Annotated in this window: 11 protein-coding genes; 5 read left to right on the forward strand and 6 right to left on the reverse strand. The window is 32.7% G+C overall.

Features of this window, described 5'->3' with window-relative positions:
* Window positions 1-2: 2 nt before the first annotated feature.
* From ACM55M_RS08855 to ACM55M_RS08880, 6 genes are all read right to left on the reverse strand, one after another.
* On the reverse strand, window positions 3-1,355 hold the full coding sequence (locus ACM55M_RS08855) for a vanadium-dependent haloperoxidase (RefSeq protein ID WP_416857220.1): 1,353 nt from the start codon (window positions 1,353-1,355) through the stop codon (window positions 3-5).
* A gap of 40 nt (window positions 1,356-1,395) precedes the next feature.
* Window positions 1,396-4,656 (reverse strand): VCBS repeat-containing protein, encoded by a 3,261-nt coding sequence (locus ACM55M_RS08860; RefSeq protein WP_416857221.1) that lies wholly within the window; start codon window positions 4,654-4,656, stop codon window positions 1,396-1,398.
* Entirely contained in the window at window positions 4,649-7,966 is a 3,318-nt protein-coding gene (locus tag ACM55M_RS08865) for a VCBS repeat-containing protein (protein ID WP_416857222.1), read from the reverse strand. The genes ACM55M_RS08860 and ACM55M_RS08865 overlap by 8 nt, the downstream gene beginning before the upstream one ends.
* A 286-nt stretch (window positions 7,967-8,252) precedes the next feature.
* Window positions 8,253-9,779, reverse strand: a complete 1,527-nt coding sequence (locus ACM55M_RS08870) for a RagB/SusD family nutrient uptake outer membrane protein (protein WP_416857223.1) — start codon at window positions 9,777-9,779, stop codon at window positions 8,253-8,255.
* Window positions 9,780-9,789: 10 nt separating this feature from the next.
* On the reverse strand, window positions 9,790-12,762 hold the full coding sequence (locus ACM55M_RS08875) for a SusC/RagA family TonB-linked outer membrane protein (protein ID WP_416857224.1): 2,973 nt from the start codon (window positions 12,760-12,762) through the stop codon (window positions 9,790-9,792).
* Window positions 12,763-13,324: 562 nt separating this feature from the next.
* Window positions 13,325-15,331 (reverse strand): glycosyl hydrolase family 95 catalytic domain-containing protein, encoded by a 2,007-nt coding sequence (locus ACM55M_RS08880; protein ID WP_416857225.1) that lies wholly within the window; start codon window positions 15,329-15,331, stop codon window positions 13,325-13,327.
* Window positions 15,332-15,527: 196 nt separating this feature from the next.
* Here ACM55M_RS08880 and ACM55M_RS08885 point away from each other — a divergent pair, with 196 nt between their 5' ends.
* From ACM55M_RS08885 to ACM55M_RS08905, 5 genes are all read left to right on the forward strand, one after another.
* Window positions 15,528-17,123 (forward strand): glycoside hydrolase family 32 protein, encoded by a 1,596-nt coding sequence (locus ACM55M_RS08885; RefSeq protein ID WP_416857227.1) that lies wholly within the window; start codon window positions 15,528-15,530, stop codon window positions 17,121-17,123.
* Window positions 17,124-17,174: 51 nt separating this feature from the next.
* The gene (locus tag ACM55M_RS08890) at window positions 17,175-18,506 is read left to right on the forward strand and encodes a sugar porter family MFS transporter (RefSeq protein ID WP_416857228.1); all 1,332 of its coding nucleotides are present in this window, start codon (window positions 17,175-17,177) and stop codon (window positions 18,504-18,506) included.
* Window positions 18,499-19,407: a carbohydrate kinase family protein gene (locus ACM55M_RS08895; protein WP_416857230.1), complete on the forward strand. Its 909-nt coding sequence runs from the start codon at window positions 18,499-18,501 to the stop codon at window positions 19,405-19,407. Before ACM55M_RS08890 ends, ACM55M_RS08895 begins: the two co-directional genes overlap by 8 nt.
* 36 nt (window positions 19,408-19,443) lie before the next feature.
* Window positions 19,444-21,189 (forward strand): glycoside hydrolase family 13 protein, encoded by a 1,746-nt coding sequence (locus tag ACM55M_RS08900; protein ID WP_416857231.1) that lies wholly within the window; start codon window positions 19,444-19,446, stop codon window positions 21,187-21,189.
* Between the two features lie 127 nt (window positions 21,190-21,316).
* Entirely contained in the window at window positions 21,317-22,336 is a 1,020-nt protein-coding gene (locus tag ACM55M_RS08905) for a LacI family DNA-binding transcriptional regulator (RefSeq protein WP_416857233.1), read from the forward strand.
* The last annotated feature ends 202 nt before the right edge of the window (window positions 22,337-22,538 follow it).

Below are 22,538 nucleotides of genomic sequence, written 5' to 3' on the forward strand. Positions count from 1 at the left end.
TATTATTTAAGCATCTTTAATTTTTCATTCAAATAATTTCCAATATTATTACCTTGCACAACACCATTTTCGATTGCTGCTCTGTAATGAATACCTCCGTACAGTCTACTAATTGCGGCTTCTGCTGCTGCTTGCTTGAACGATTTAAAAGGTCTTTTTGGTAATCCAAAAGGAACTTCAGAATCATCAATATAACTAAAATTATCTCCAAAAATTGAAGTTAAAATTAGTGACGAACAAGAAGAAATCACTGAATGCCCGCTCGTATATTCTGGGAAAGGAGGTGTTTGTAATTGCGGTCTCCAATTTTCATCAATATTTTGATTAATATAGGTTTCCGGTCTAATTACATTAGTTCTAAATTTCTCATTCCAACAACTAATAATACTTTCAAAAACTCCAATCGACGTTTTAGTGTAGGCAAAAACGCAAGTTTCAAAGTCAGATTTATTTTTTTTCAAGGCAATTTTAGTGATATTCATCCAATGTGCATCTGGCGAGTTTTTCTTCTTGGCAAACATCATGTGTCCTTGTGTTACTGTGGCATAGGGATTACAATCCCAAAAAGTAGCAATATCAGATTCTTCTGGAATTACAGTACTTTTATTTTTCTCCATTGCAATTAATTTTTCGGAAATCATATTCCCTACGTCATAGGTTTCCTTTGCTTCTTTGTAAAAAGCAGAATTTTTATCTGTAGAAAAAGGGTAGGGTGCAATTGGTTTAAATTGAGAAGCTGAATCCATCACTAAAGTTCTTATTTCTCCCCAATGCGGTTCAACAGCATCCATATAAGCGGGCGGTGTTGGTTGCCATCTTCCGGGCTGGTTTGCATAAACCGAAAATTTAGAAAAAGTTCGGGTTTGCTTGTAATTGTCTTTTCCCATCCATTTTTTAATTCGATCCGCTACTTTTAAGCCATATTCTTTAGAAACCAAGAATTCCTCCGCATTCTCATTTTCCCATTTTTCATATAAACTGTCTCTGAATTTTTCTAGCGCTTCTTCAGAAAAAATTAATTGCTTACTCACTTCAATATGGGCGATTAGTGCTGCTAAATTTTTGTTAACCCCACTTTTTGAATCTAGTTTAGGGATAGAATCTAATCCCTTTAATTGTCCTTGCAGGCTCTGGTACTTTGTACTGTTTTGAGCCATAATCTCATAGGCTGCAACATTAGGATAAACGTAAATTCTACTTGCAACAGGCGGTGAAAAGATGTCATGAACCATAATTCCCGTCACTGTATCCACTGCAGCACAGAAATCATTTGTGGTAACTTTTATTGAATTTTCTTTTTTACAAGAAATAAAAAAGAACATTATAAGTCCTAAAAGATAAATCTTAGATTTCATTTTATTGAGTTTAATTATTTATTTGTAATGTTTTTTTAAATTAATTTTTAACCATTGGCATTTCATAAACCTCAGCTTTATTATTATTGATAGTAATCAATAAATATTTTTTACCATTGAGATTAATAACATCCAAATGCTTAACTGCCTTCTGAGTTAAATCGATACCTATTTGACTTCCTAAATAGATTGTTTTTTCATTTTTTATTAAAGCTCCTGAAAACCCATCAAATCGGCTATGATAAGGTGACACACCAAAATAATTTCCTCCTACAAAAACTTCTTCTTTTGTATCAGAATCAAAATTTGACTTCACAAAACAGGTAATTGGGGCTACTTGCATTTTATTAGAAAAAGCAACAAAAGTAAATTTTCCTTTATCATTTCTTAAATATCCCGATTTCAAATTATGAACTTCATATAATTTTGCTTTTTCGAGCATTTTTGGATCAAAAACCTCTTCTAATGTTTTACCCGCAAATGATTTATAACTATTAAATTTCTTTTTAAGCATTCCACTAAACTGTTCGGCTAACTCGTCCAGCCCCATTGTGGTGTAATACTTCCCATTTTTCTCTTTAGCCACAATCGTTTCAAAAGAACCATTTCCGTCAAAATCATCGTAATACATTTTCATAGGAAACTCCTGTGAAGCTTTGAATTTAGAGTTCATTCCCCAATTTCCAACCAAATAATCTTGATCGCCATCATTATCAATATCAAAAGGAATTATAGCTTGCCACAATCCATTGCTTTTTTCAGAAAAAACAGTTTCAGTAACGTTTTTAAATTTTCCATTTGTATTGGCAAAGAAAGTAGGTTTCATCCATTCACCAATTGCGATAATATCTATTTTACCATCTTTATTAAAATCCGTAAAAATAGCATCCGTAACCATTCCAATTTTTGAAAACGTTCTGTTTTCAACACTAGTAAAAACGCCTTTATTGTTGTTCAATAAATAACAGTCCGGCATACTTCCAAATCTATTGTTCACAGAATTATTCCCAATAAAAACATCTAAATCACCATCTTTATCATAATCGAACGTTTTTACAACCGAAGCGTTTTGGGCTAAATCAGGCAAAATCGTTTTTGCAAATTGTCCCTTATTAGCTAAATATAATCGGTCTTGCAAATTAGAGGCATTTTCACCGCCTCCGGAAGCTACAAACAAATCGTTAATTTTATCGTTGTTAAAATCGCCTATTACCGCTGAAGCATCTTCAAAAACAGAATCTTTTTCAATTTCAATATAAGATTTTTTAGTAAATCCTTTTGGATTTTGAATATAAATAGCTGCTTTGTTGTTTTTGGCTCCGCCAAAGAAAATATCATCTTTACCGTCTCCATTTAAATCACCTATTGCCGTTGCCGGTCCCCGATCAGAACGTTGGTATGGAATTAATTTTTGGAAGACAAAATCGATATAATCATTTTCCTGATGCGTAAAGTCGATTCCTAAATTAGTTACTACCTTTTTGAAAATAGGTAGAACCGCAGGATGTAATTTACTATAATTAAATGCTTTTCGGTTGCTATTCGGTTTTATATTCAGCGTTTGACACGTTTTAACATTTTTCACTGTTTGATATGTTTTATCTGGCCAAATAACCACTATCGAATCTATAGTTCTTGTATTCCCATAACCAAAATGAATAATAGGCTCCGAAGAAGATTGAAATCCTCTCGTAGTTTGCAGTTCCTTGAATTGTTTTTTGCCTTTAGAATAAGAAATTACTTTGGTCCCAATACCAAAAGTATTTTTCCCGCCAAACTGCAATCTCAATTTTAAATAATTAGAACTTTTATTCGTACTATTTACATAAACGGAAGCTACGCTATTTAAATTATTAGTAATTACGTCTAAATCCCCATCATTATCAATATCAGCATAACCACTGCCATTTGAAATTATGGAATCATTTTCAATCCAATCTTTAGATCTGTTTTTAAACATTAAATCTTTCGAACCTTGAAAAACGTAATTGGTCACATTGCCTTTTGGCATTTTTCTTAAAGCTTCGTTGTCCAACAATTTAGTCGTGCTGATTTTACTTTTTATCTGATCGTTTGAAAAGTATTTCACATAATCCAAATCGTTCGGACGTTTGGGAATTCCATTACATACAAATATATCTTGTTCTCCATCCTCATCATAATCAGCAAATAATGCGCTCCAACTCCAATCAGTAGCTGCGACACCACTGAGTAAAGCAGTTTCTGTAAAATGTTCTCCTGCTTGATTCAGTTGCAACATGTTTCTGGTATACTGGTAATGATACCCTAATTTCTCCGTTCTCATTTTCAGCATTTGAACATTGTCATCTCCTAATGAAGATTTCAAAACTTTTTCGTCCTCTGGAAGCATGTCCAATGTCATAATATCAGGAAATCCATCGTGATTTACATCCGCAACATCGACTCCCATTGAAAATCTGCTGGTATGCCCAAAATGCTTTTTCAAACTTTCCGTAAAAGTACCGTCACCGTTATTTAAGTAATAATAATCATCTTCATGAAAGTCATTACAAATATAAATATCAGGATAGCCGTCAAGATTAAAATCAGAAACCGCTATTCCTAAACCGTACCCATTCGCTCCGCCAAAAATTCCTGCTTGTACGCTTACATCAACAAATTTGTTATTATCATTTCTAAATAATTTATCTCCGCATTCGTAACTTCTCTTATTTCTAATTTCAGCATTTCCAAATGATAATTCAGAATGAACAGCATGATTTAATAAATACATATCTAAATCTCCATCACTATCATAATCAAAAAACGCAGCAGATGAGCTGTAATTATCTAAATCTAATCCGTATTCAGTTGCACTTTCAGTAAATGTATTGTCCTTATTATTGATGAACAACTCATTGTGCCCTTCAAAGCCATTGATTCCAACAACAGCACAAACGTAAATATCTAAATATCCATCCCCATTTACATCTGCCATTACAGTACCAGCATTCCAATCACTTTGCCCTTCAACCCCAGCTTTCGTTGTAATATCCTCAAACTTATTACCGCCTTTATTCAAATACAGTTTATTCTTTCCTTGATTTGAAGTAAAATAAATATCTACCAAACCATCATTATTGATATCTCCTAACGCAACACCACCTCCATTATAATAATAGAGATAGTCTAAAATAGAGATATTCTTGGAAGGATCCAGTTGATTGTTGAATGTAATATTGCTTTTCTCCGGTGATAGCTTGTCAAATAACTGATCTTGTTTTTTGGAACAACCAACAATTAGCAATGAAGCTAGCCCTATTCTAAAAAAATTATTCATTGATACTAAATATTTTAGGAGTATTATCATTTACAACAGCTATTATGGAAATAGTGTTGTTCTTATTTTTCATTGCTTTGACATGTTTTACTTCTCCTTTAATAAAAAAGCCTGATTTGTTGTAAGGGATCCAGGAAAAATCTCCGTTTTTATTTCCCAAAAGAACACTTCCAAAATTAGCATCTAATCTGGTAAACTGAGGTTTAAATTCGTATTGATTTCCTCCAAGAATTAAATCTAAAATTCCATCGTTATTCACATCCAAAGTACAAATAGTATTCACACAAGAAAACTGAACCTCCTTGGGTAATGCTTTGACTTGAAATTTTCCATTTCCTTTATTAATGGCGGTTACGCTCTCTTGAATCGTCGCCTTTTTTTGGATAGAATTATCAACTATATCCTGAGCAAATAATTCCTGAAATGATTTTTTGGAATAGTCCGCATAACTTAAATTCTTCTTTTTGATTGAAGGTATTTGTTTGGCTAATTCTTGTTTTAAATGGATGGGTATGTCTTTATTATCGATAAAACGAGTAGCAATTTGCTCAATCGTTCCATTATTATCGAAATCATTTACAAATAATCGCATCGGATTAGTGCTTGATGCTTTGTAAGGAATATTAGTTCCTTTATTTCCAAGTACCAGATCTTTTTTACCATCATTATTTAAATCCACACAGCTGACTGCATTCCAAAAACCTCTTAATTCCGTAAGATTGGATTTATAATCCGCCAAACGTCTTCCCGTATTTTTGAATATTCTTGGTGCCATCCAATCACCTACAATAATTAAATCTTTTTTTCCGTCATTATCAATATCTTCCCAAACAGCATCGGTGATCATACCTATTTCATTCAATTTGAAAGCGTTCTTATCGGTTACATTAGTGAAATTTCCTTTTCCATCATTTTCCAATAATAAGTGTTTTGGGTCAATTCCATAAACCCCAGGAACGCTTCGACTACCAATAAAAACGTCACTATCGCCATCATTATCAAAATCATTTGCAGCTATTATGGAAACATTGTTATTAGTAGACGGAATATTCGTTTTACTTTTGATAAAAATCCCTTTTCCATTATTCAAATACAATCTGTTTTTATAATTGGCCTGATCTGTTTTTTCGTTTCCACCAGAACCCACTAATAAATCCTGATCGCCATCGTTATCAGCATCAAAAAAACTGGCTGCAGTATCTTCAAAATTAGCATCGCTGTCTAAGTCTTTTTGGCTTGTAATCTTATAATTTCCGTTTCCATTATTCAAATAGATTTTTCCAGCCTGTCCTTTGGCTCCGCCAATATAAAGATCCTCGTTACCATCCCCATTAATATCGGTAACAGCAAGCGAAGGTCCTTCTTGTGACAGTTCTTTTGAAATTAAACCTTCATAATCAAAATCGATATAATCATTTTCTTTATGTGCCAAAAATTGACTTTTCTTTTCAGATAATAATGATTTTGCTCCCTCTTTTTTTGGAACAAAACTTGATTTAGCATCTGCAACATTCAAATTAAGCGTACAATCCTTTTTTATTTTTTTAATCGTTTGAAATTTACTGTTTGGCCAAATTACCTGTAAGGAATCAATTTTTTTATTTCCAATTCCAAAAGTCATAACATAATCCACCGACGATTGAAAACCCCTTGATGGGATTAACTCTTGTCTTAAAATTTCTTTTCCTGAAAATAATTGAACAACACTTCCTACTGCAAATCTATTCTGATTATCCCCTTTTAATTTTACTTTTACAAAATGGTTTTCTTTGTTTTTCTCTGAATTATTTTTATAAACAAAGGCTTCCATATTAACATTATTGACAATCAAATCTAAATCGCCATCATTGTCTAAATCGCCATAGGCAGCACCATTTGAAAAACTGGGCGTATCCAATCCCCAATTTTTGGCTTCATTAGTGAATTTTAGGTTTTTATTATTTTTGAAAGCATAATTAGGTATTGGCGTACTTGGCATTTTATTAATAATCGTTTCAATTTCTTCCTTCTTGCCAGTAACTATCATTTTTTGCATAAATTCATTCGCAAAAAAGTCCACAAAATCCTGATTGGTCAAATCGTTATAAATTCCATTGCATACATAGATATCCTTGTAACCGTCATTATCCATATCAAACATCAAAGCACCCCAGCTCCAATCCGTTTTAGAGACACCCGCATAATTTGCTATTTCAAGAAATTGATTGTTCCCATTATTAAGCTGCAAAGTATTTTGCATGTATTGGTTGAAAAAATCTAAATTTATTTTTCTAAGATATAAATCATAGTTTTCAAAATTTGTGGTGGTTTTTAAACGCTCATCGTGCTCCGGCAACATATCTGTAACAAATATATCCGCTTTGCCATCATTGTTTATATCGGCCATATCTGCCCCCATAGAAGACTGGCTAATATGAGATGCCCAACCTTGAATTTGTTCTGTAAAAGTTCCGTTTTTATTATTAATGTATAGATAATCTTTTTCGTAAAAATCATTAGAAATATAAATATCCGGGTATAAATCTCCATTTACATCCCCTACAGTAACTCCTAAGCCAAAACCTATAAGACTGCCATATATTCCTGATGCTTCGCTTACATCGATAAATTTTCCGTTGTCATTTCGCAATAATTTATCACCCCCTCCTTTAAGAATATCTGCTACATCCCAATCTTTATCTCGCAAATTCCTTTTATTCGAGTAATTTAGGCTACTCACAGGAATAAAGCTGTTATTTAATATATAACAATCTAAATCCCCATCTTTATCATAATCAAAAAAAGCGGCATGAGTTGTTATACCGGTATCCGCAAGATTGTATTCATCTGCTTTTTCAGTAAAAGTACTATTACCGTTATTTATAAAAAGTTGACTTTTTCTTGTTGAGTTAATGTTATTCCCTGCGCTACAAACATAAATATCGAGAAATCCGTCTCCATTTATATCAACCATTACCACACCCGTTGACCAAGATTTATTCCCTTCGACACCTGCTTTCTTGGAGATGTCTTCAAATTTGAAATGGCCTTTATTTAAGTACAGTTTATTGGTGCCTAGATTAGATGTAAAATATATATCGGAAAGCCCATCATTATTGATATCACCTATTGCAACACCTCCACCATTATAAAAATTTCGGTATTTGAATATATTCATATTCACGCCATTCTTAACTTCGTTTACAAAATTAATTCCGGTATTTGAAGAATCTAATTTAGAGAACAGGGCATTCTCATTAGTTGAATTTTCTTTAGAACAATTAGTGAAAATTAAAATTAGAAGTAAAAATAAAATAATACGATTAAACATATTTAAAAACTATTTGATTAGGTAATTATAATTGACTAATTTATATATAATTCATTATATATAAAAATTAATACAGCAAATAAATAGTTGTTTTTGAAACTAAAAAAATCTCATTTTTAAGTACTAAACCCATGAAAACCAATCTTTACTTTTTGTAAAAAAAGCAGACAAAATAGAGTCTATTTCAAAGGTACTCTGAGAAACTGTGTAGTATAAAAAAATAAAGAGGGTAAATCAACACCCTCTTTATAACTAACTCAAAACATAATAAATTGCAAACAAGTCCTTAGTAACCAGGGTTTTGTTTTAAATTTGCATTAAACAAAGCATCCGCTGGTATAGGGAATAAAGCATATCTGTTATCAGAAACATACGGTTTTAGTTCTCTTGCGGCCAAGAATTTACCAAAACGAATCATATCATTTCTTCTCCATCCTTCATACCATAATTCTTTACCTCTTTCTGCATAGACAGCGTCTAAAGTCGTTGGAAAAGTTCCTGTAACATTAGTTCTAGTAATCATTTTGGCAGTATTAACCGCATCAGTAGCCATAGTCCCAGTTCCTCCTCTTAGAATTGCTTCAGCTTTCATTAACAAAGCATCAGAATAACGCATGAATTCATAATCATTCTCCGGAGTACCTAAATTATCAGCATCCGGAATATATTTTTGACTTCTAATACCTGCAGTTTCTAAAGTAGCACCGCTTGTAATTAAAGTTAAAGCTGGAGTAAAAAATAAAGGATTTCCATTTCTATCTTTCAATGCAGTAGTCCCACCTGGTTTGTACATTTGACCAACTTGAAATCCAACATTGTTACCAAAAGATGCAATAATCGCTGGATCTGCATTTTTAATACGTCTGTCATTCGGATTAAATTTGTTATAATATTCAGCAACGGTAGCGAAACCGTTCCATCCATCAGGAGTTTGATTGTAATGCATACCCATTCTCCATCTTGATTGAATATTTCCACCCTGTCCACCTCTTAAATTTTTAGATGAAAACAATATTTCAGGAGACAAATTATTATCAGGTTTAAAATTATCCCAATAATCTGTAGTCAAAGAACTACTTATTGCATTAACATAACTTACCACTTTAGTCATATCAGCAGCGTCAAAAACATAAGGACCTGCTGGATTTGCAGCATTGAAAACCCCTTTGTTTAAGTACAATTTTGCCAATAAAAATCTAGCAGCATCTTTATTTGCGATACTGGCGTCACTAGCAACACGGTCAGGCAACGTACCAACAATGGCTTCTAATTCACTAATTACATATGCTGTTGCTTCTTGTCTAGTCCATACTTTTGGATCCGATTCTAATGAAGAACCAGCTTCTCTATATGGTGCTTGACCAAACAAATCAACCACATTATAATAGTAAAATGCTCTTAAAAAACGCGCTTGAACTACCTCTGAAGCAGTACCGTTTTCAACAACTAAATTACAGTTATAAACATTTGATAATAAAGAGTTCCACGCACCTCTAACTTCATTGTGATCTGGCGCCCATGTATGCGTATGGATTTGTCTCCATGTCGCATTATCATCCCAGTCACCACCACGAGTAGGACCCACTAATGCGTCTGTTGACATTTCGTCTAAAGCGAACATTTGACCTTGACCTTGAAATTCTCTTAAACCTTCATAAGCTTTAGTCAATAGAGACGCACTGTTTACTGTTCCCCCTGCTGAATTACCAACTACTACACCATCTAATACTTCCTCTTCTAGATTGGTACAACTTACCCCTAGCACGATTGTACTGGCGAATAAGATGCTTTTTATAATATTATTTCTTTTCATTGTTTTTTAATTAAAATGTTACGTTAAGTCCAACAGCTACACTTTTCTCTCTAGGATAAGATAAATATTCCATACCTGCAGATGGCACACCATTTAATGATTTATCTGTATCAACCTCAGGATCTGACCCTGAGTAATTTGTAATTACAAATAAATTAGAACCATTTACATAAAAACGAGCTGATTTAATTTTAAATCTCTCTAAAATAGCTCCTTTTACTGTATAACCAAAAGTTAGATTCCCCATTCTTAAGAAATCACCTTTTTCAAGGTATTTTGTAGATGGTGAATTTGGATCACCTTGCGCTTGAGCTGAAGTTGCAGCTTCCTTAGTTACGTTTCTACCTCCAAGGAAAGCACCTTTAAAGAAATATGCATTTGTTGTATTGTTATAAATATAATGACCGAAAGCACCATAGAAAGAAGTACTAGCATCAAAACCTTTATATGTAAGATTAGTTGAGAAACCAACATTAATTTTTGGTAATGGTTGTTTGTCTAATATCTTTTTAGCCGCAGTACCTAAACCCGTATTGTTTCCTGATGCATCAGCATAGATAGAATTTCCAGTAGAGTCGTATCCTCTCCACTCATACATATAATAAGAGTAAATTGGTTTATCATTAGTAATCACCTGTGCATAAGCACCTGACAATCCTTGACCATTTAAACCTCCAGTAGATATAAACCCTGCAAAATTTGTCATTTTATTTTCCAAGAAAGATGCATTCCCCGAGATATCCCAAGTTAAATCCTCTGTATCAATCACTTTGTAGCTCAAAGAAACTTCAACACCTTTATTGATTAAGTTACCTGGTAAGTTTTTAAAACGTGGAGACGGTGGACCTGGTTGAGTAGCAGCTGCAGGTACAGGAAAAATTAAATCTTTGGTATCTCTTTGGAAATAATCTAATGAACCTGTCAATTTATTATTCAACAACTCAAAATCTGTCCCAACACCATACGATTTAGTAGTTTCCCATTTTAAATCAGCATTAGCATTACTGTCAACTCCTAAAGTTCCATTGTTACCATAAGATGCTCTTGCAATAGCAGAGTTTGGAGCAAATTCCTGATTTCCAGTTATACCGTAGTTCCCTCTAATTTTGAAACTATTCACTAAACCTTCTTTGTCATCTACTACTTTGTAAGCGACACCTACAGAAGGAAAATAATCGTATTTGTTGTTTACCCCTAATTTGGTAGAACCATCAGAACGTAACGTTCCTGTTAGAATTAATCTTTTGTACAAAGTAGCATTTACTCTTCCAAAATAAGATTGTAATTCAACTCTGTTTCTATAAGAAGAAACTCTAAATTCATTTTGAAGACCACCTTCGATGTTGTCAATTAGATTAGTTTGAGCATTATCATATCCCTTTCCTCTCGCACCACTTCCATCAGCAGTGTAATCATAATAAGAATAACCAACTAATGCATCCAAGTTAAAATTATCACCAAAATCATTGTTGTAATTCAAAGTGTGCTCGAAAGTTTTGTTAAACTTATTTTGGCTAGCAATATTAGCTTGACCATACTTAATATTTGTACCTCCCGGAACAGCAGCAGTTGCTACATCCAAAATACGCATAGTTGGCAATAACTGACTTTTTCTAGTCGAAGTAGAACTTTCTATACCAAATAAGAATTGATATTTCAATTTACTATTGATTTTCCAAGTCGTATTAATACTCCCTAACAATTTATTAGTGTTGGTATAATCTTTATAAGAATTTAATAATTCTACTGGATTTAAATAAGTATTACTTATTGTATTATAAGAACCATTAGCATTATAAATAGGCAATGTAGGGTTCCAATATAGAGCAGTCCCAATTATATTTCCAATAAAACCAGCGTCATTAGATAAAATAGTAGTTTCATCTTTTAATGAAGCATAAATAACTCTTGACTCCACTTTTAAAGCACCACCAAAGAAATCGTTAGAATTGTAAAAAGAGGCCGAATATTTATCCAAACCTGTATTTTTCACAATACCATCAGTATTAGAAGCTCCAAAAGAGACTCTTGTATTTGAATTTTCAGTTGTTTTACTGAAAGACAAATCATGGTTCATTGAAAAGCCATTACGTAAAACCGCATCTTTCCAATTGTAAGATCTTGAACCCTTATCATCTCCACCCGCTGCTACAAATTCATCCGCGCTCATTACGCCAAATTTACCTGACATTTTACTGAATTGAACTGATGAACTGTATGATAATTGAGGCTCTTTGGATTTTCCTTTTTTAGTTGTGATTACAATAACTCCATTTGCACCACGAGAACCATAGATAGCTGTAGAAGATGCATCTTTCAATACACTAATACTTTCAATATCATTTTGATTTACAAAGTTTAATGGATTCTTTGCAGACGAAGCACCTAGCAAGTTATCCCCACCAGCAGAAACATTTCCACCATCCAATGGCACACCATCAATAACAATTAACGGACCGTTTCCTGAACGAATAGAAGAGTTTCCACGAACTCTAATAGCAACACCAGCTCCTGGCTCTCCACTTGACTGTGTTACTTGTACACCCGCTACTTTACCTCTCAATAATTGAGCTGGAGAAGGAGAAGCTACATTATCAAAATCTTTCGCTCCAATTTGATCAACTGCACCAGTTGCATCTTTCTTTTTAACAGAACCGTAGCCAATAACTACTACTTCTTTTAATTCAGCTGAGTCTTCTTTTAACATTACAGTCACTGAGCTTTTTCCTGCTACACTTACTTCTTGAGTTTTAAGACCAATGTAACTGAAAACCAAAACTGCGTTTGAGCCAACATTTTTGATAGTAAATTTTCCATCGAGATCTGTTTGTGCTCCATTTGTTGTTCCTTTAACTAATATAGAAGCCCCTGGAAGCGGACCGCTAGCATCAGATACCGTACCGGACACATCTTGCGAATAGGTCAAACTAGTACATAGCATCGTTAGAAACACCATCAAGCCTTTTAGTAGACTATTTTTCATACGTAATAAATAAGTTGGTTAATAATTTGTTTTAATGGTTTGTTTTAAAATATGTCGTAAACATAATACTAATTTTATGATAATATTAAGAAAATCACAAACTATAACGTTTTCGTTAAGCCGAAAACGTTTTCGATTTTAAAAATTAATACTTCAAAATATTAATACTAAAATTATATTAAACATAAAAAAAACACTTAAAAAAAACACATCTTTAATATTAAGTCCTTTTATATCTAAAATTATTTACACTATCATCAACACAGTCTTGCTTTACCAAAAAAGCATTGCGAATAAATCATTTTTATTATTATTTCAATGTCAAATTGACACAATGTGCTTTTTTTGTTCATTAGCTTAGAACTGTTATTTTGACTATAATCCCAAAAAAATAACCTTTCCCAAATTAGGAAGCTTTAGCCTCATAAATATCATTTTTTATTCTTTCGAAAAGAAAAAAAGGGTACCTAAAACAAAAAAAACCACGAATACATTACTTATTACAATCCGTTAGAAAAGATTAAAAAGTGCATTCGTGGCTGAAAATATTGTTATATACTATTTATTCTATTGTAATTGTTTTGTTATCCATTCCCAAACCGATTATTTTTAAAGACTTCCATTTTTTTGGCAACAACCCTTTATTATATTGTAATCCGTGGTCTGTTTGCTCCACTCCTCCAAAACCATAAATTACTGCTTGAAGCATCGCACCAGCTCCAGTTGCAAAATAAGGATTATTACTATTTGCTGATTCTGAGAATACCCCAAAAGGAGGTCGACTATTTGGTAAATATGATTTCACAAAATAATTATACGCTTTTTCTTTATCTCCCAATCGCGCATACAAAACGGATAAAACTCCTGAAGCCATAGCGGGCCCATCTTTTTTATCAATTTTTTCGGCATAGTATTCCAAATCTCTTTTTATTTGATCTTTATCCGTGATTATGTGTAAAGGATACGCCAATAAATTCACATCAGCTTGTTTTATAATCTGACCTTTATATCCTTTGTAATTCTGGGTGATTCCTTTTTCTGTATGAATTACTAATTTTTCAGATACCGATACCCATTTCGAATCAATGGGTTCATTTAAAATTGTGGCTGCCTTAATTGTATTTTTTAATGATTCAATAGCTGAGGCATTTGTGAATGCATTATCATCAACATGCTGTGCATATTCATCCGCACCAACAACATTCAAAATAGAATAACTTCCATCCTGATTCTTAACTACACGACTTACCCAAAAATCAGCAGTTTCTTTTAACACGCTCCATTCTTTTCTTAACCAAGACTTATCTTGTGTATAAGCGTAATAATTCCAAAACGCAATCGAAACATCAGCCGTAATATGTTGCTCAAAGATTCCTGTCAAAGCCCAAGTTGGCGTTGCCTCTTCTCCTGTGTCATCAGATTCCCATGGATACATCGCACCTTTATAGCCATATATTGTAGCTTTTTGTTTTGCTTTTTGCAAACGGTCTGAACGGTAATCCAAACATGATTTTGCCATATCTGGTTGCAAGGCTAAAAGTGTAGGATACATCCAAAGTTCGCTGTCCCAAAAAATATGTCCATTATATCCCTGAGAAGATAATCCCATAGGCGCAATACTTTGTCTTGTTTCTGGACGAATGAAAGAATACAAATTATACAAAGCAAATCTTACGCGTTGTTGCGCGTCTAAATCGCCTTCGATTTGGATGTCTCCCGTATTCCATAATTCAGCCCAAGCTTCTTTATGACGATTCAATAAATTATCAATTCCTTGTTGCAATGCATATATAGGCTGTCTTTCGGATTCGTTCAATGGATCGGTAATGTCTTTTGAAGTACAAATTCCACCGGCAATAGCAAATCGATATTTTTTTCCTTTTACTAATTTTTTAGAAAAACCAACTTCATTTCCTACTTGCTTCAATGTTTCACTTTGCCCGTCAAAAAGAAACGTAGTGGATGCTGAAACGGTATATTTACCAGTTAATGTTTTTGCAGTTGTTCCAAAAACTGGCATCATGTATTGATTATCTTTTAAAACCCGATATTGACTTTTGGCTTCTTTCAATTCATCAGGGACAATCATATAATTATAAGCCTTTATCTCGATATCTTTATTAGGAGTAATTTCGACAATTGCCATAGCAGAATATGGAACCGCTCTATTTGCTAAAATTGTATAATTAATACTTGCAAAATCTTTGAACGTAAACGAAGTGGTACTTGTTCCTTCTTTCATAGAAATCACTTGACTCCAATTATCGATATTGTCCGATTTTATTTCTTGATTGTCTATAGTTAGGTGTAAGTTTAAAAATTCAATCCCTCTCACAATTCTGCTTATTCCATTTTCAGGACTACCATCGTAAACACCATTAAGAATTATTTCTTTTGTCTTTAAAGGAGTATAGTCTGTAACAATTCCTATTTGACCATTTGCCATAGCAACTCCATAATAATTTTCTCTGGAGTTTGCATACAAATGCCACTCATCTGATTTTGTTTGACCAAAAACAATTGGACTCAGGAAAAACAGGAATATCAGGCTTTTAAAATTTGAAATCATAATTGTAATTTTTAATAATATATTCAAACTTATATAATTAATTTGTTAAAAAATTAAATAATCTCATATAGTACGTTGATTACAAATCGAAAACGTTTTCGACTAACCGAAAACGTTTTTGATTACAACAGATTGAATAATTTAAAAAAAGAATTCTATTTTTATAGAGATAATATAAAAATAAATCCTTTTTTAAATGAAGTTCGTAAGTATTAGTTTAATCATTTTATTTTTCTTCGGAGCTTTATTATCTATCTTTTCTTGTAAAAAAGAAGAAAATAACACCATCATTACTGTAAATTCTTCTGAAAAAATAGAAATTGACTCTTCAAAAAGATATAAAGAACCTTTTCGTCCGCAATTTCATTTTTCTCCAGAAAAAAACTGGATGAATGATCCTAATGGGATGGTGTATTATAAAGGTTTTTATCATTTGTTTTACCAATATTACCCAAATGATATTGTGTGGGGACCGATGCACTGGGGGCATGCAACTAGTACGGATTTAATTCATTGGAAACACAAGAATATTGCCTTATATCCTGATAAATTAGGACTCATCTTTTCAGGAAGCGCCGTTATGGACCTAAATAACTCTTCAGGATTAGGGACTAAAGCCAACCCACCAATGATAGCTATTTTCACCTATCATAACATGGATGGCGAAAAAAAAGGAAAAACAAATTTTCAAACACAAGGATTGGCCTATAGTTTAGATGAAGGAGACACTTGGTCAAAATATAAAGGAAATCCAATCTTAGGAAATTCCGGTTTAAAAGATTTTAGAGATCCCAAAGTTTTCTGGAACACCGAAACTAATCTTTGGAATTTGGTTTTAGTAGCCGGTGACCATGCTCAATTTTATAGTTCAAAAAATCTAATTACTTGGATATTCGAAAGTGAATTTGGCAAAAACCATGGTGCTCATGGTGGTGTTTGGGAATGTCCTGATATTTTCAAATTAAAAGTAGCTAATTCAAATGAAGAAAAATGGGTGTTACTTATAAGTATTAATCCAGGAGCCCCAAATGGCGGTTCAGGAACGCAATATTTCATTGGCAATTTTGACGGAAAAACTTTTTATACAACCCAAAAAGAAACTAAATGGATTGATTATGGAGCAGATAATTATGCAGGAGTTACTTATAATGATGCCCCAAATGACAAACGCATATTTATAGGTTGGATGAGCAATTGGCTTTATGCCCGAAATACACCGACAAAAAATTGGAGAAGTGCCATGACACTGCCCAGAGAACTTTCACTTGAAAAATTAGGCGTGAATTATATTTTAAAAAGCATTCCGGTTGAACAGCTAAAAAAACAAATGATTTCTGAATTTTCAAAAGAGAAAATAGACATTACTGCAAAACAAACTGTCACTATAAAACACAACAACCTCAATCAATCAGAAATAAAATTTAAAGCACAGTCAAAGGATCTAAAACTGATATTTTCTAATAATGCAAACGATTCTTTAGTAATTCATTATGATGCTAAACAAAAAACATTTTCCATCGACAGACGGCATTCAGGGATAGTAAATTTTGAAGAAAATTTTGGGAAAAAAATTCACAAAACATCAACTCCAAACATTGTTTCAGAAACTATTGACTATCGAATTCTTTTAGATTGGTCTTCCATAGAAATTTTCTTAAATCAAGGGATTTACAGCTTTACAGAACAAATTTTTCCTAAAAAGCCCTATACAGTTTTACACATTCAATCGAATCAAGATCAAGAAATTAAAAACATTACTATAAATAAAATTAAAGAAATTTGGAAAAATTAACACCCGTCTGGCGAATAAAAAAACCAAAACTATTAACCAAAAACATAACAAATGAATAACGTTCGAAATTGGTCTCTCACCGTAGCAGTAGCGGGATTTTTATTTGGCTTTGACACTGTAGTAATATCCGGTGCAAATTTGCCAATCAAAGAATTATGGCACACCACTCCATTATTTCATGGCATTTTTATCATGTCAATGGCATTGTGGGGAACTGTTTTTGGTGCCTTATTCGGTGGAATTCCATGTGATAAATTGGGTAGAAAAAAGACTCTTTTTTGGATTGGTATATTATTTTTAGTATCAGCATTAGGTTCTGCATTAGCACAAAATCCTTATATCTTTTCATTCTTTCGTTTTATAGGAGGAATCGGCGTTGGTGCTTCCTCTGTAGCTGCACCTATCTACATTTCTGAAATTTCCACAGCAAAAAATAGAGGAAAATTAGTTGCTTTATTCCAATTCAACATTGTATTTGGAATCTTAATTGCATTCTTTTCTAATTATTTGTTCGAAGGATTTGCTGGTGCAAATGACTGGCGATGGATGATTGGAATAGTCGCTTTACCTGCATTCATTTATAGCATTATTGTTTTGCAAATTCCGGACAGTCCACGCTGGTTAATTTTAAAAAAGAGAGACGATGCAGCTGGTTTGAAAGTATTGGAAATGATTTATACTAAAGAAGAAGCTTTAGAAAATTTTGAAGAAATAAAAAAAGATGTTATTGACTCCACAGTAAAAGAAACCATTTTTTCCAATAAATATAAACTACCGGTAATTTTAGCTTTTCTACTTGCTTTTTTCAACCAATTGTCAGGAATCAATTTTATTTTGTACTACGCTCCTGAAATATTAGAAATGGCAGGATTAGCCTCAAAAGAATCTTTGATGAATTCCATATTAATTGGATTAATAAATTTGATTTTCACTATTGTAGGTATGCGATTAATAGATGTTCTGGGAAGAAAACAACTGATGATAATTGGCTCTATTGGATATATTGTAAGTTTAGCAATGGTAGCTTTAGCATTTTACAATAATCTAGGCTCTATTATTTTAATGGTATCCATCTTATTATTTATAGCCTCACATGCAATAGGACAAGGAGCCGTAATTTGGGTATTTATCTCCGAAATATTCCCGAATAATGTTCGGGCAAACGGGCAATCGTTTGGGACTGGAATTCATTGGATTTTTGCAGCTTTAATCACTTTAGCCGGACCAGTTGTAATTGATTTATTTAAAGAAAACCCTTGGCCTATATTTGCCTTTTTTGCCTTTATGATGGTTCTGCAATTGGTATTTGTACTATTTATGATGCCAGAAACTAAAGGATTATCACTAGAAGAATTAGAACATAAAATGCTTAACAATGAATAATATCAAAAAAGAAATCAGCGTCGTTTGCTTTGGGGAAGTATTGTTTGATGTTTTTCCAACACATAAAAAAATTGGCGGAGCGCCCTTGAATGTGGCGCTTCGGCTAGCTTCACTTGGAGCAAAAGCTCAAATAATAAGCCGTGTCGGAAATGATAAGATAGGCAAAGAATTACTGGAATTTATCAAAGAAAATGGTGTATCAACAAACACTATTCAAATCGATGCTTCCTTTTCAACTGGTGAAGTATTGGTCAAATTAGATAAAAAAGGATCTGCATCCTATACTATCAATTATCCTGTTGCCTGGGATAAAATTGAATGCAATCCAGAAATTGAAAATGTGGTAAAAAAAGCTAATGCATTTGTTTACGGAAGTCTTATTTGCAGGGATTTGATTTCGTTTACTACTTTATTGGAACTTATCAATTATGCCAAATACAAAATATTTGATGTCAATTTACGGGCACCATTTTATACTAAAGAAGTACTTATTCGATTAATGCTACAATCTGATTTTATAAAATTTAATGATGATGAATTGTATGAAATAAGTAGTTTCCTTAACTCTCCTTATCATTCATTGGAACAAAATATTCTTTTTATTGCAGAGCAAACAAATACAAAACAGATCTGCGTAACCAAAGGTAGCCATGGAGCCGTTTTATATTACAACGAAAAAATGTATTATAATAGTGGCTATAAAATCGAAGTCATTGATACCGTAGGTTCTGGAGATTCGTTTTTGGCTGCATTACTTTACAAATTGTTAAGCAATGATGAACCCCAAAATGCTATTGATTTTGCTTGTGCCATGGGTGCTTTAGTAGCAAAAAACGAAGGTGCAAACCCCAAAATAACAGATAAAGCAATTCAGGCATTTATGAACCCTCCAAAAAAATAATACTAAATAATCCTGATACCACTAACACAAACAAACATGAAACCTATTATCAAATCATGCTTATTTTCTGCTCTGATGCTATTCGTCGCTGAGAGTACAATCGCACAAAACATGTCTGTAAAAATGACTCAAAAAAAGGATCCCAAATGGTGGAAAGAAACCGTTGTATATCAAATATATCCTAGAAGTTTCAAGGATAGTGATGGCGATGGAGTTGGCGATTTAAAAGGAATTATATCCAAATTAGATTATGTTAAAAGCTTGGGAATAGATGCTGTTTGGCTCAATCCTATTTATACTTCTCCAAATGATGATAATGGCTATGATATTAGCAATTATCGTGAAATCATGAAGGATTTTGGAACTATGGAAGATTTTGACCTTTTATTGAAAGAAATGCACAAGCGGGGTATCAAACTTGTCATGGATTTAGTGGTAAATCACAGTAGTGACGAGCATGAATGGTTCAAACAATCCAGAAGCTCCAGAGATAATAAATATAGAGATTATTACCATTGGTGGCCAGCCGAGAAAGGGAAACCCCCTTATAGATGGAGCTTTTTTGACGTCAATAGTGATGCTTGGAAATATGATGCGCAAACGGATTCCTATTATCTTCATTATTTTTCTCAAAAACAACCTGATTTAAATTGGGAGAACCCAAAAGTCAGGTATGAAGTCTATGATATCATGAAATTTTGGTTAGACAAAGGCATTGATGGTTTTCGAATGGATGCATTTCAATTTGCTTCAAAAGACACAACTTGGCCAGAATTACCAAAAGGATATGAAAAAAACATCATAAAATACTATGGAGTCGGTCCTCATTTACATGAATATTTACAGGAAATGAATAGAGAAGTTTTTAGTAAATACGACATTATGACCGTTGCTGAAGGTGCTGGTAGTTCTCCAGAAGATGCGATGCAATTTGTAGATCCAGACCGAAAAGAATTAAACATGGCCTACCATTTTGAAAGTGTTGATATTGGCACACATTTAAAAGATTTTGGCCTTGTAAAATACAAAGAAATTTTTTCTCGTTATGATGAAGCCTTTAAAGACAGAGGTTGGCTTTCTATTTTTCTCGCTAATCACGATCAACCCAGAATGGTCAGCAAGTTTGGTAATGATACTCCTGAATTTCGAGAAATTTCATCAAAAATGCTTTCGACTTTTGTGATGACAATGCGAGGAACTCCTTATTATTATTATGGAGATGAATTAGGAATGGTCAACATTCGATTCAATTCAATTGATGATTATCACGATGTTGACACCCGCAACAAATACATTGGATTAAAAAATAAAGGGGGTGATTTGAATGCGTTTTTAGAAGGTCAAAAACAAACTTCTAGAGAAAACGGGAGAACGCCTTTTCAATGGGACAATACTAAAAACGCAGGTTTTACTAGTGGAACACCATGGCTAAAAGTAAATCCAAATTATAAAACCATAAATGCAGAAGCAGAAGAAAAAGATCAAAATTCAGTTTTGAATTATTTTAGAAAATTAGTACAATTACGCAAAAAAGAACCAACGCTTGTTTATGGAAAATATACAGTATTAGATAAAGAAAATCCAAATGTATATGCTTACACCAGAGAACTGGACGGTAAAAAATTATTGGTGTTATTGAATTTTACCGATAAAAATAGCACCTACAAAATAGGGATTTCAGTTGCTAAATCTAAAATTATTTTAGATAATTATGCTGGAACTAAAAAACTAAAAAATAACATCTTACGTCCTTACGAAGCCATCGTAATAGAGCTTAAATAATAATAAAAGATATAAAATCCATAATTTAAAATTAAACTGTTTCTTGAAAATTGAATTACAATAAATTAATTGTAAATTCGTTTTTCAAGAAGCAGTTTTTTATTCGGCTTTTATAGAGTATCGAAATATGAATAACACCACTCTCAAGCAAATTGCAAACCAACTAGGGATTTCTATTACAACCGTTTCAAAGTCTTTGAAAGGGTACTCAGATGTAAGTGAAAAGACAAAAAATGCAGTTATTGAACTAGCAAATCAGCTAAATTATACTCCAAACAGTTTTGCAGTAAACTTAAGAACAAAAGAATCTAAAACAATAGGTTTGATAATCCCTACGCTTGTTCATGACTTTTTTTCAAATGTTATTCAAGGAATTCTTGAAGAAGCTGAGAAGAGGGATTACCTGGTTATTATTTTACAATCAAACGAAAAGTTTGAGTTTGAAAAAAAACAGATTGATCTTTTATTGAATAAAAGAGTTGATGGAATTTTAATGTCATTATCTAACGAAACTGGCGAATTTGAACATTTAAAGACAATCCTTTCTCATAATACTCCACTCGTACTTTTTGATAAAATTGCGAAACTTGTTAACTGTTCTAAAGTAACTATTAACGATAGAAAAGCAGCTTATGATGCCGTTAGTTATCTTATAAAAAAAGGATATAAAAAAATTGCTCATTTTAGAGGTTCCTATTTGCCACAAAATTCCATCGACCGATTTTTAGGATACAAAAAAGCATTAGAAGACAATAACATTATCTATGACTCGTCACTGGTTTATGTGTGTGATAACAACATGGATTTTGAAAATGGCTATGAAAACGCAAAAAAAGTAGTCAATGAACATCCTGAAATCGACGCTATTTTTGCAGTTACTGATCTAGTTGCAGTAGGAATTATTAAATACTTAAATGAAGTAGGCATTGCTATTCCAACACAGATTGCAGTTTTGGGTTTTAGTAATTGGTTTATGTCAAGTGTAATAAGTCCAAAACTTTCTACGATTGACCAACCTGGATTTAAAATTGGAAGAAAATCAGCATCAATTTTATTCGATGAAATTAATTTAAAAAAAAACAATTTACCTATAGTTTTTCAGTCAATTGAATTAGCAACAAGTATAATTGAAAGACAGTCTACTTAATAAATCTAACTGTTTAATAAAAACAACACACTACGTATTTCGCAATTTAACTAATCTGTATTAATTTGTTTATTTTGATAAAAAAAACAGAAATACGATAAAAATTAATATCTTGTAAAAGAATATATGAAAGTAAAGCCGTTTTTAATAAATATTAATTAAGACAAAGGCTTATCAAATTTCAAAGAAAACTGTTCCTAAA

Source organism: Flavobacterium galactosi (genome assembly GCF_048158585.1).
Taxonomy (GTDB): Bacteria; Bacteroidota; Bacteroidia; order Flavobacteriales; family Flavobacteriaceae; genus Flavobacterium; species Flavobacterium galactosi.

Bases quoted from the DNA above. Each gene is read 5' to 3' on its own strand.
- ACM55M_RS08890 (WP_416857228.1), top strand. From the start codon at position 17,175: ATGAATAACGTTCGAAATTGGTCTCTCACCGTAGCAGTAGCGGGATTT.
- ACM55M_RS08855 (WP_416857220.1), bottom strand. From the start codon at position 1,355: ATGAAATCTAAGATTTATCTTTTAGGACTTATAATGTTCTTTTTTATT.
- ACM55M_RS08870 (WP_416857223.1), bottom strand. From the start codon at position 9,779: ATGAAAAGAAATAATATTATAAAAAGCATCTTATTCGCCAGTACAATC.
- ACM55M_RS08880 (WP_416857225.1), bottom strand. From the start codon at position 15,331: ATGATTTCAAATTTTAAAAGCCTGATATTCCTGTTTTTCCTGAGTCCA.
- ACM55M_RS08860 (WP_416857221.1), bottom strand. From the start codon at position 4,656: ATGAATAATTTTTTTAGAATAGGGCTAGCTTCATTGCTAATTGTTGGT.
- ACM55M_RS08885 (WP_416857227.1), top strand. From the start codon at position 15,528: ATGAAGTTCGTAAGTATTAGTTTAATCATTTTATTTTTCTTCGGAGCT.
- ACM55M_RS08900 (WP_416857231.1), top strand. From the start codon at position 19,444: ATGAAACCTATTATCAAATCATGCTTATTTTCTGCTCTGATGCTATTC.
- ACM55M_RS08875 (WP_416857224.1), bottom strand. From the start codon at position 12,762: ATGAAAAATAGTCTACTAAAAGGCTTGATGGTGTTTCTAACGATGCTA.
- ACM55M_RS08865 (WP_416857222.1), bottom strand. From the start codon at position 7,966: ATGTTTAATCGTATTATTTTATTTTTACTTCTAATTTTAATTTTCACT.
- ACM55M_RS08895 (WP_416857230.1), top strand. From the start codon at position 18,499: ATGAATAATATCAAAAAAGAAATCAGCGTCGTTTGCTTTGGGGAAGTA.
- ACM55M_RS08905 (WP_416857233.1), top strand. From the start codon at position 21,317: ATGAATAACACCACTCTCAAGCAAATTGCAAACCAACTAGGGATTTCT.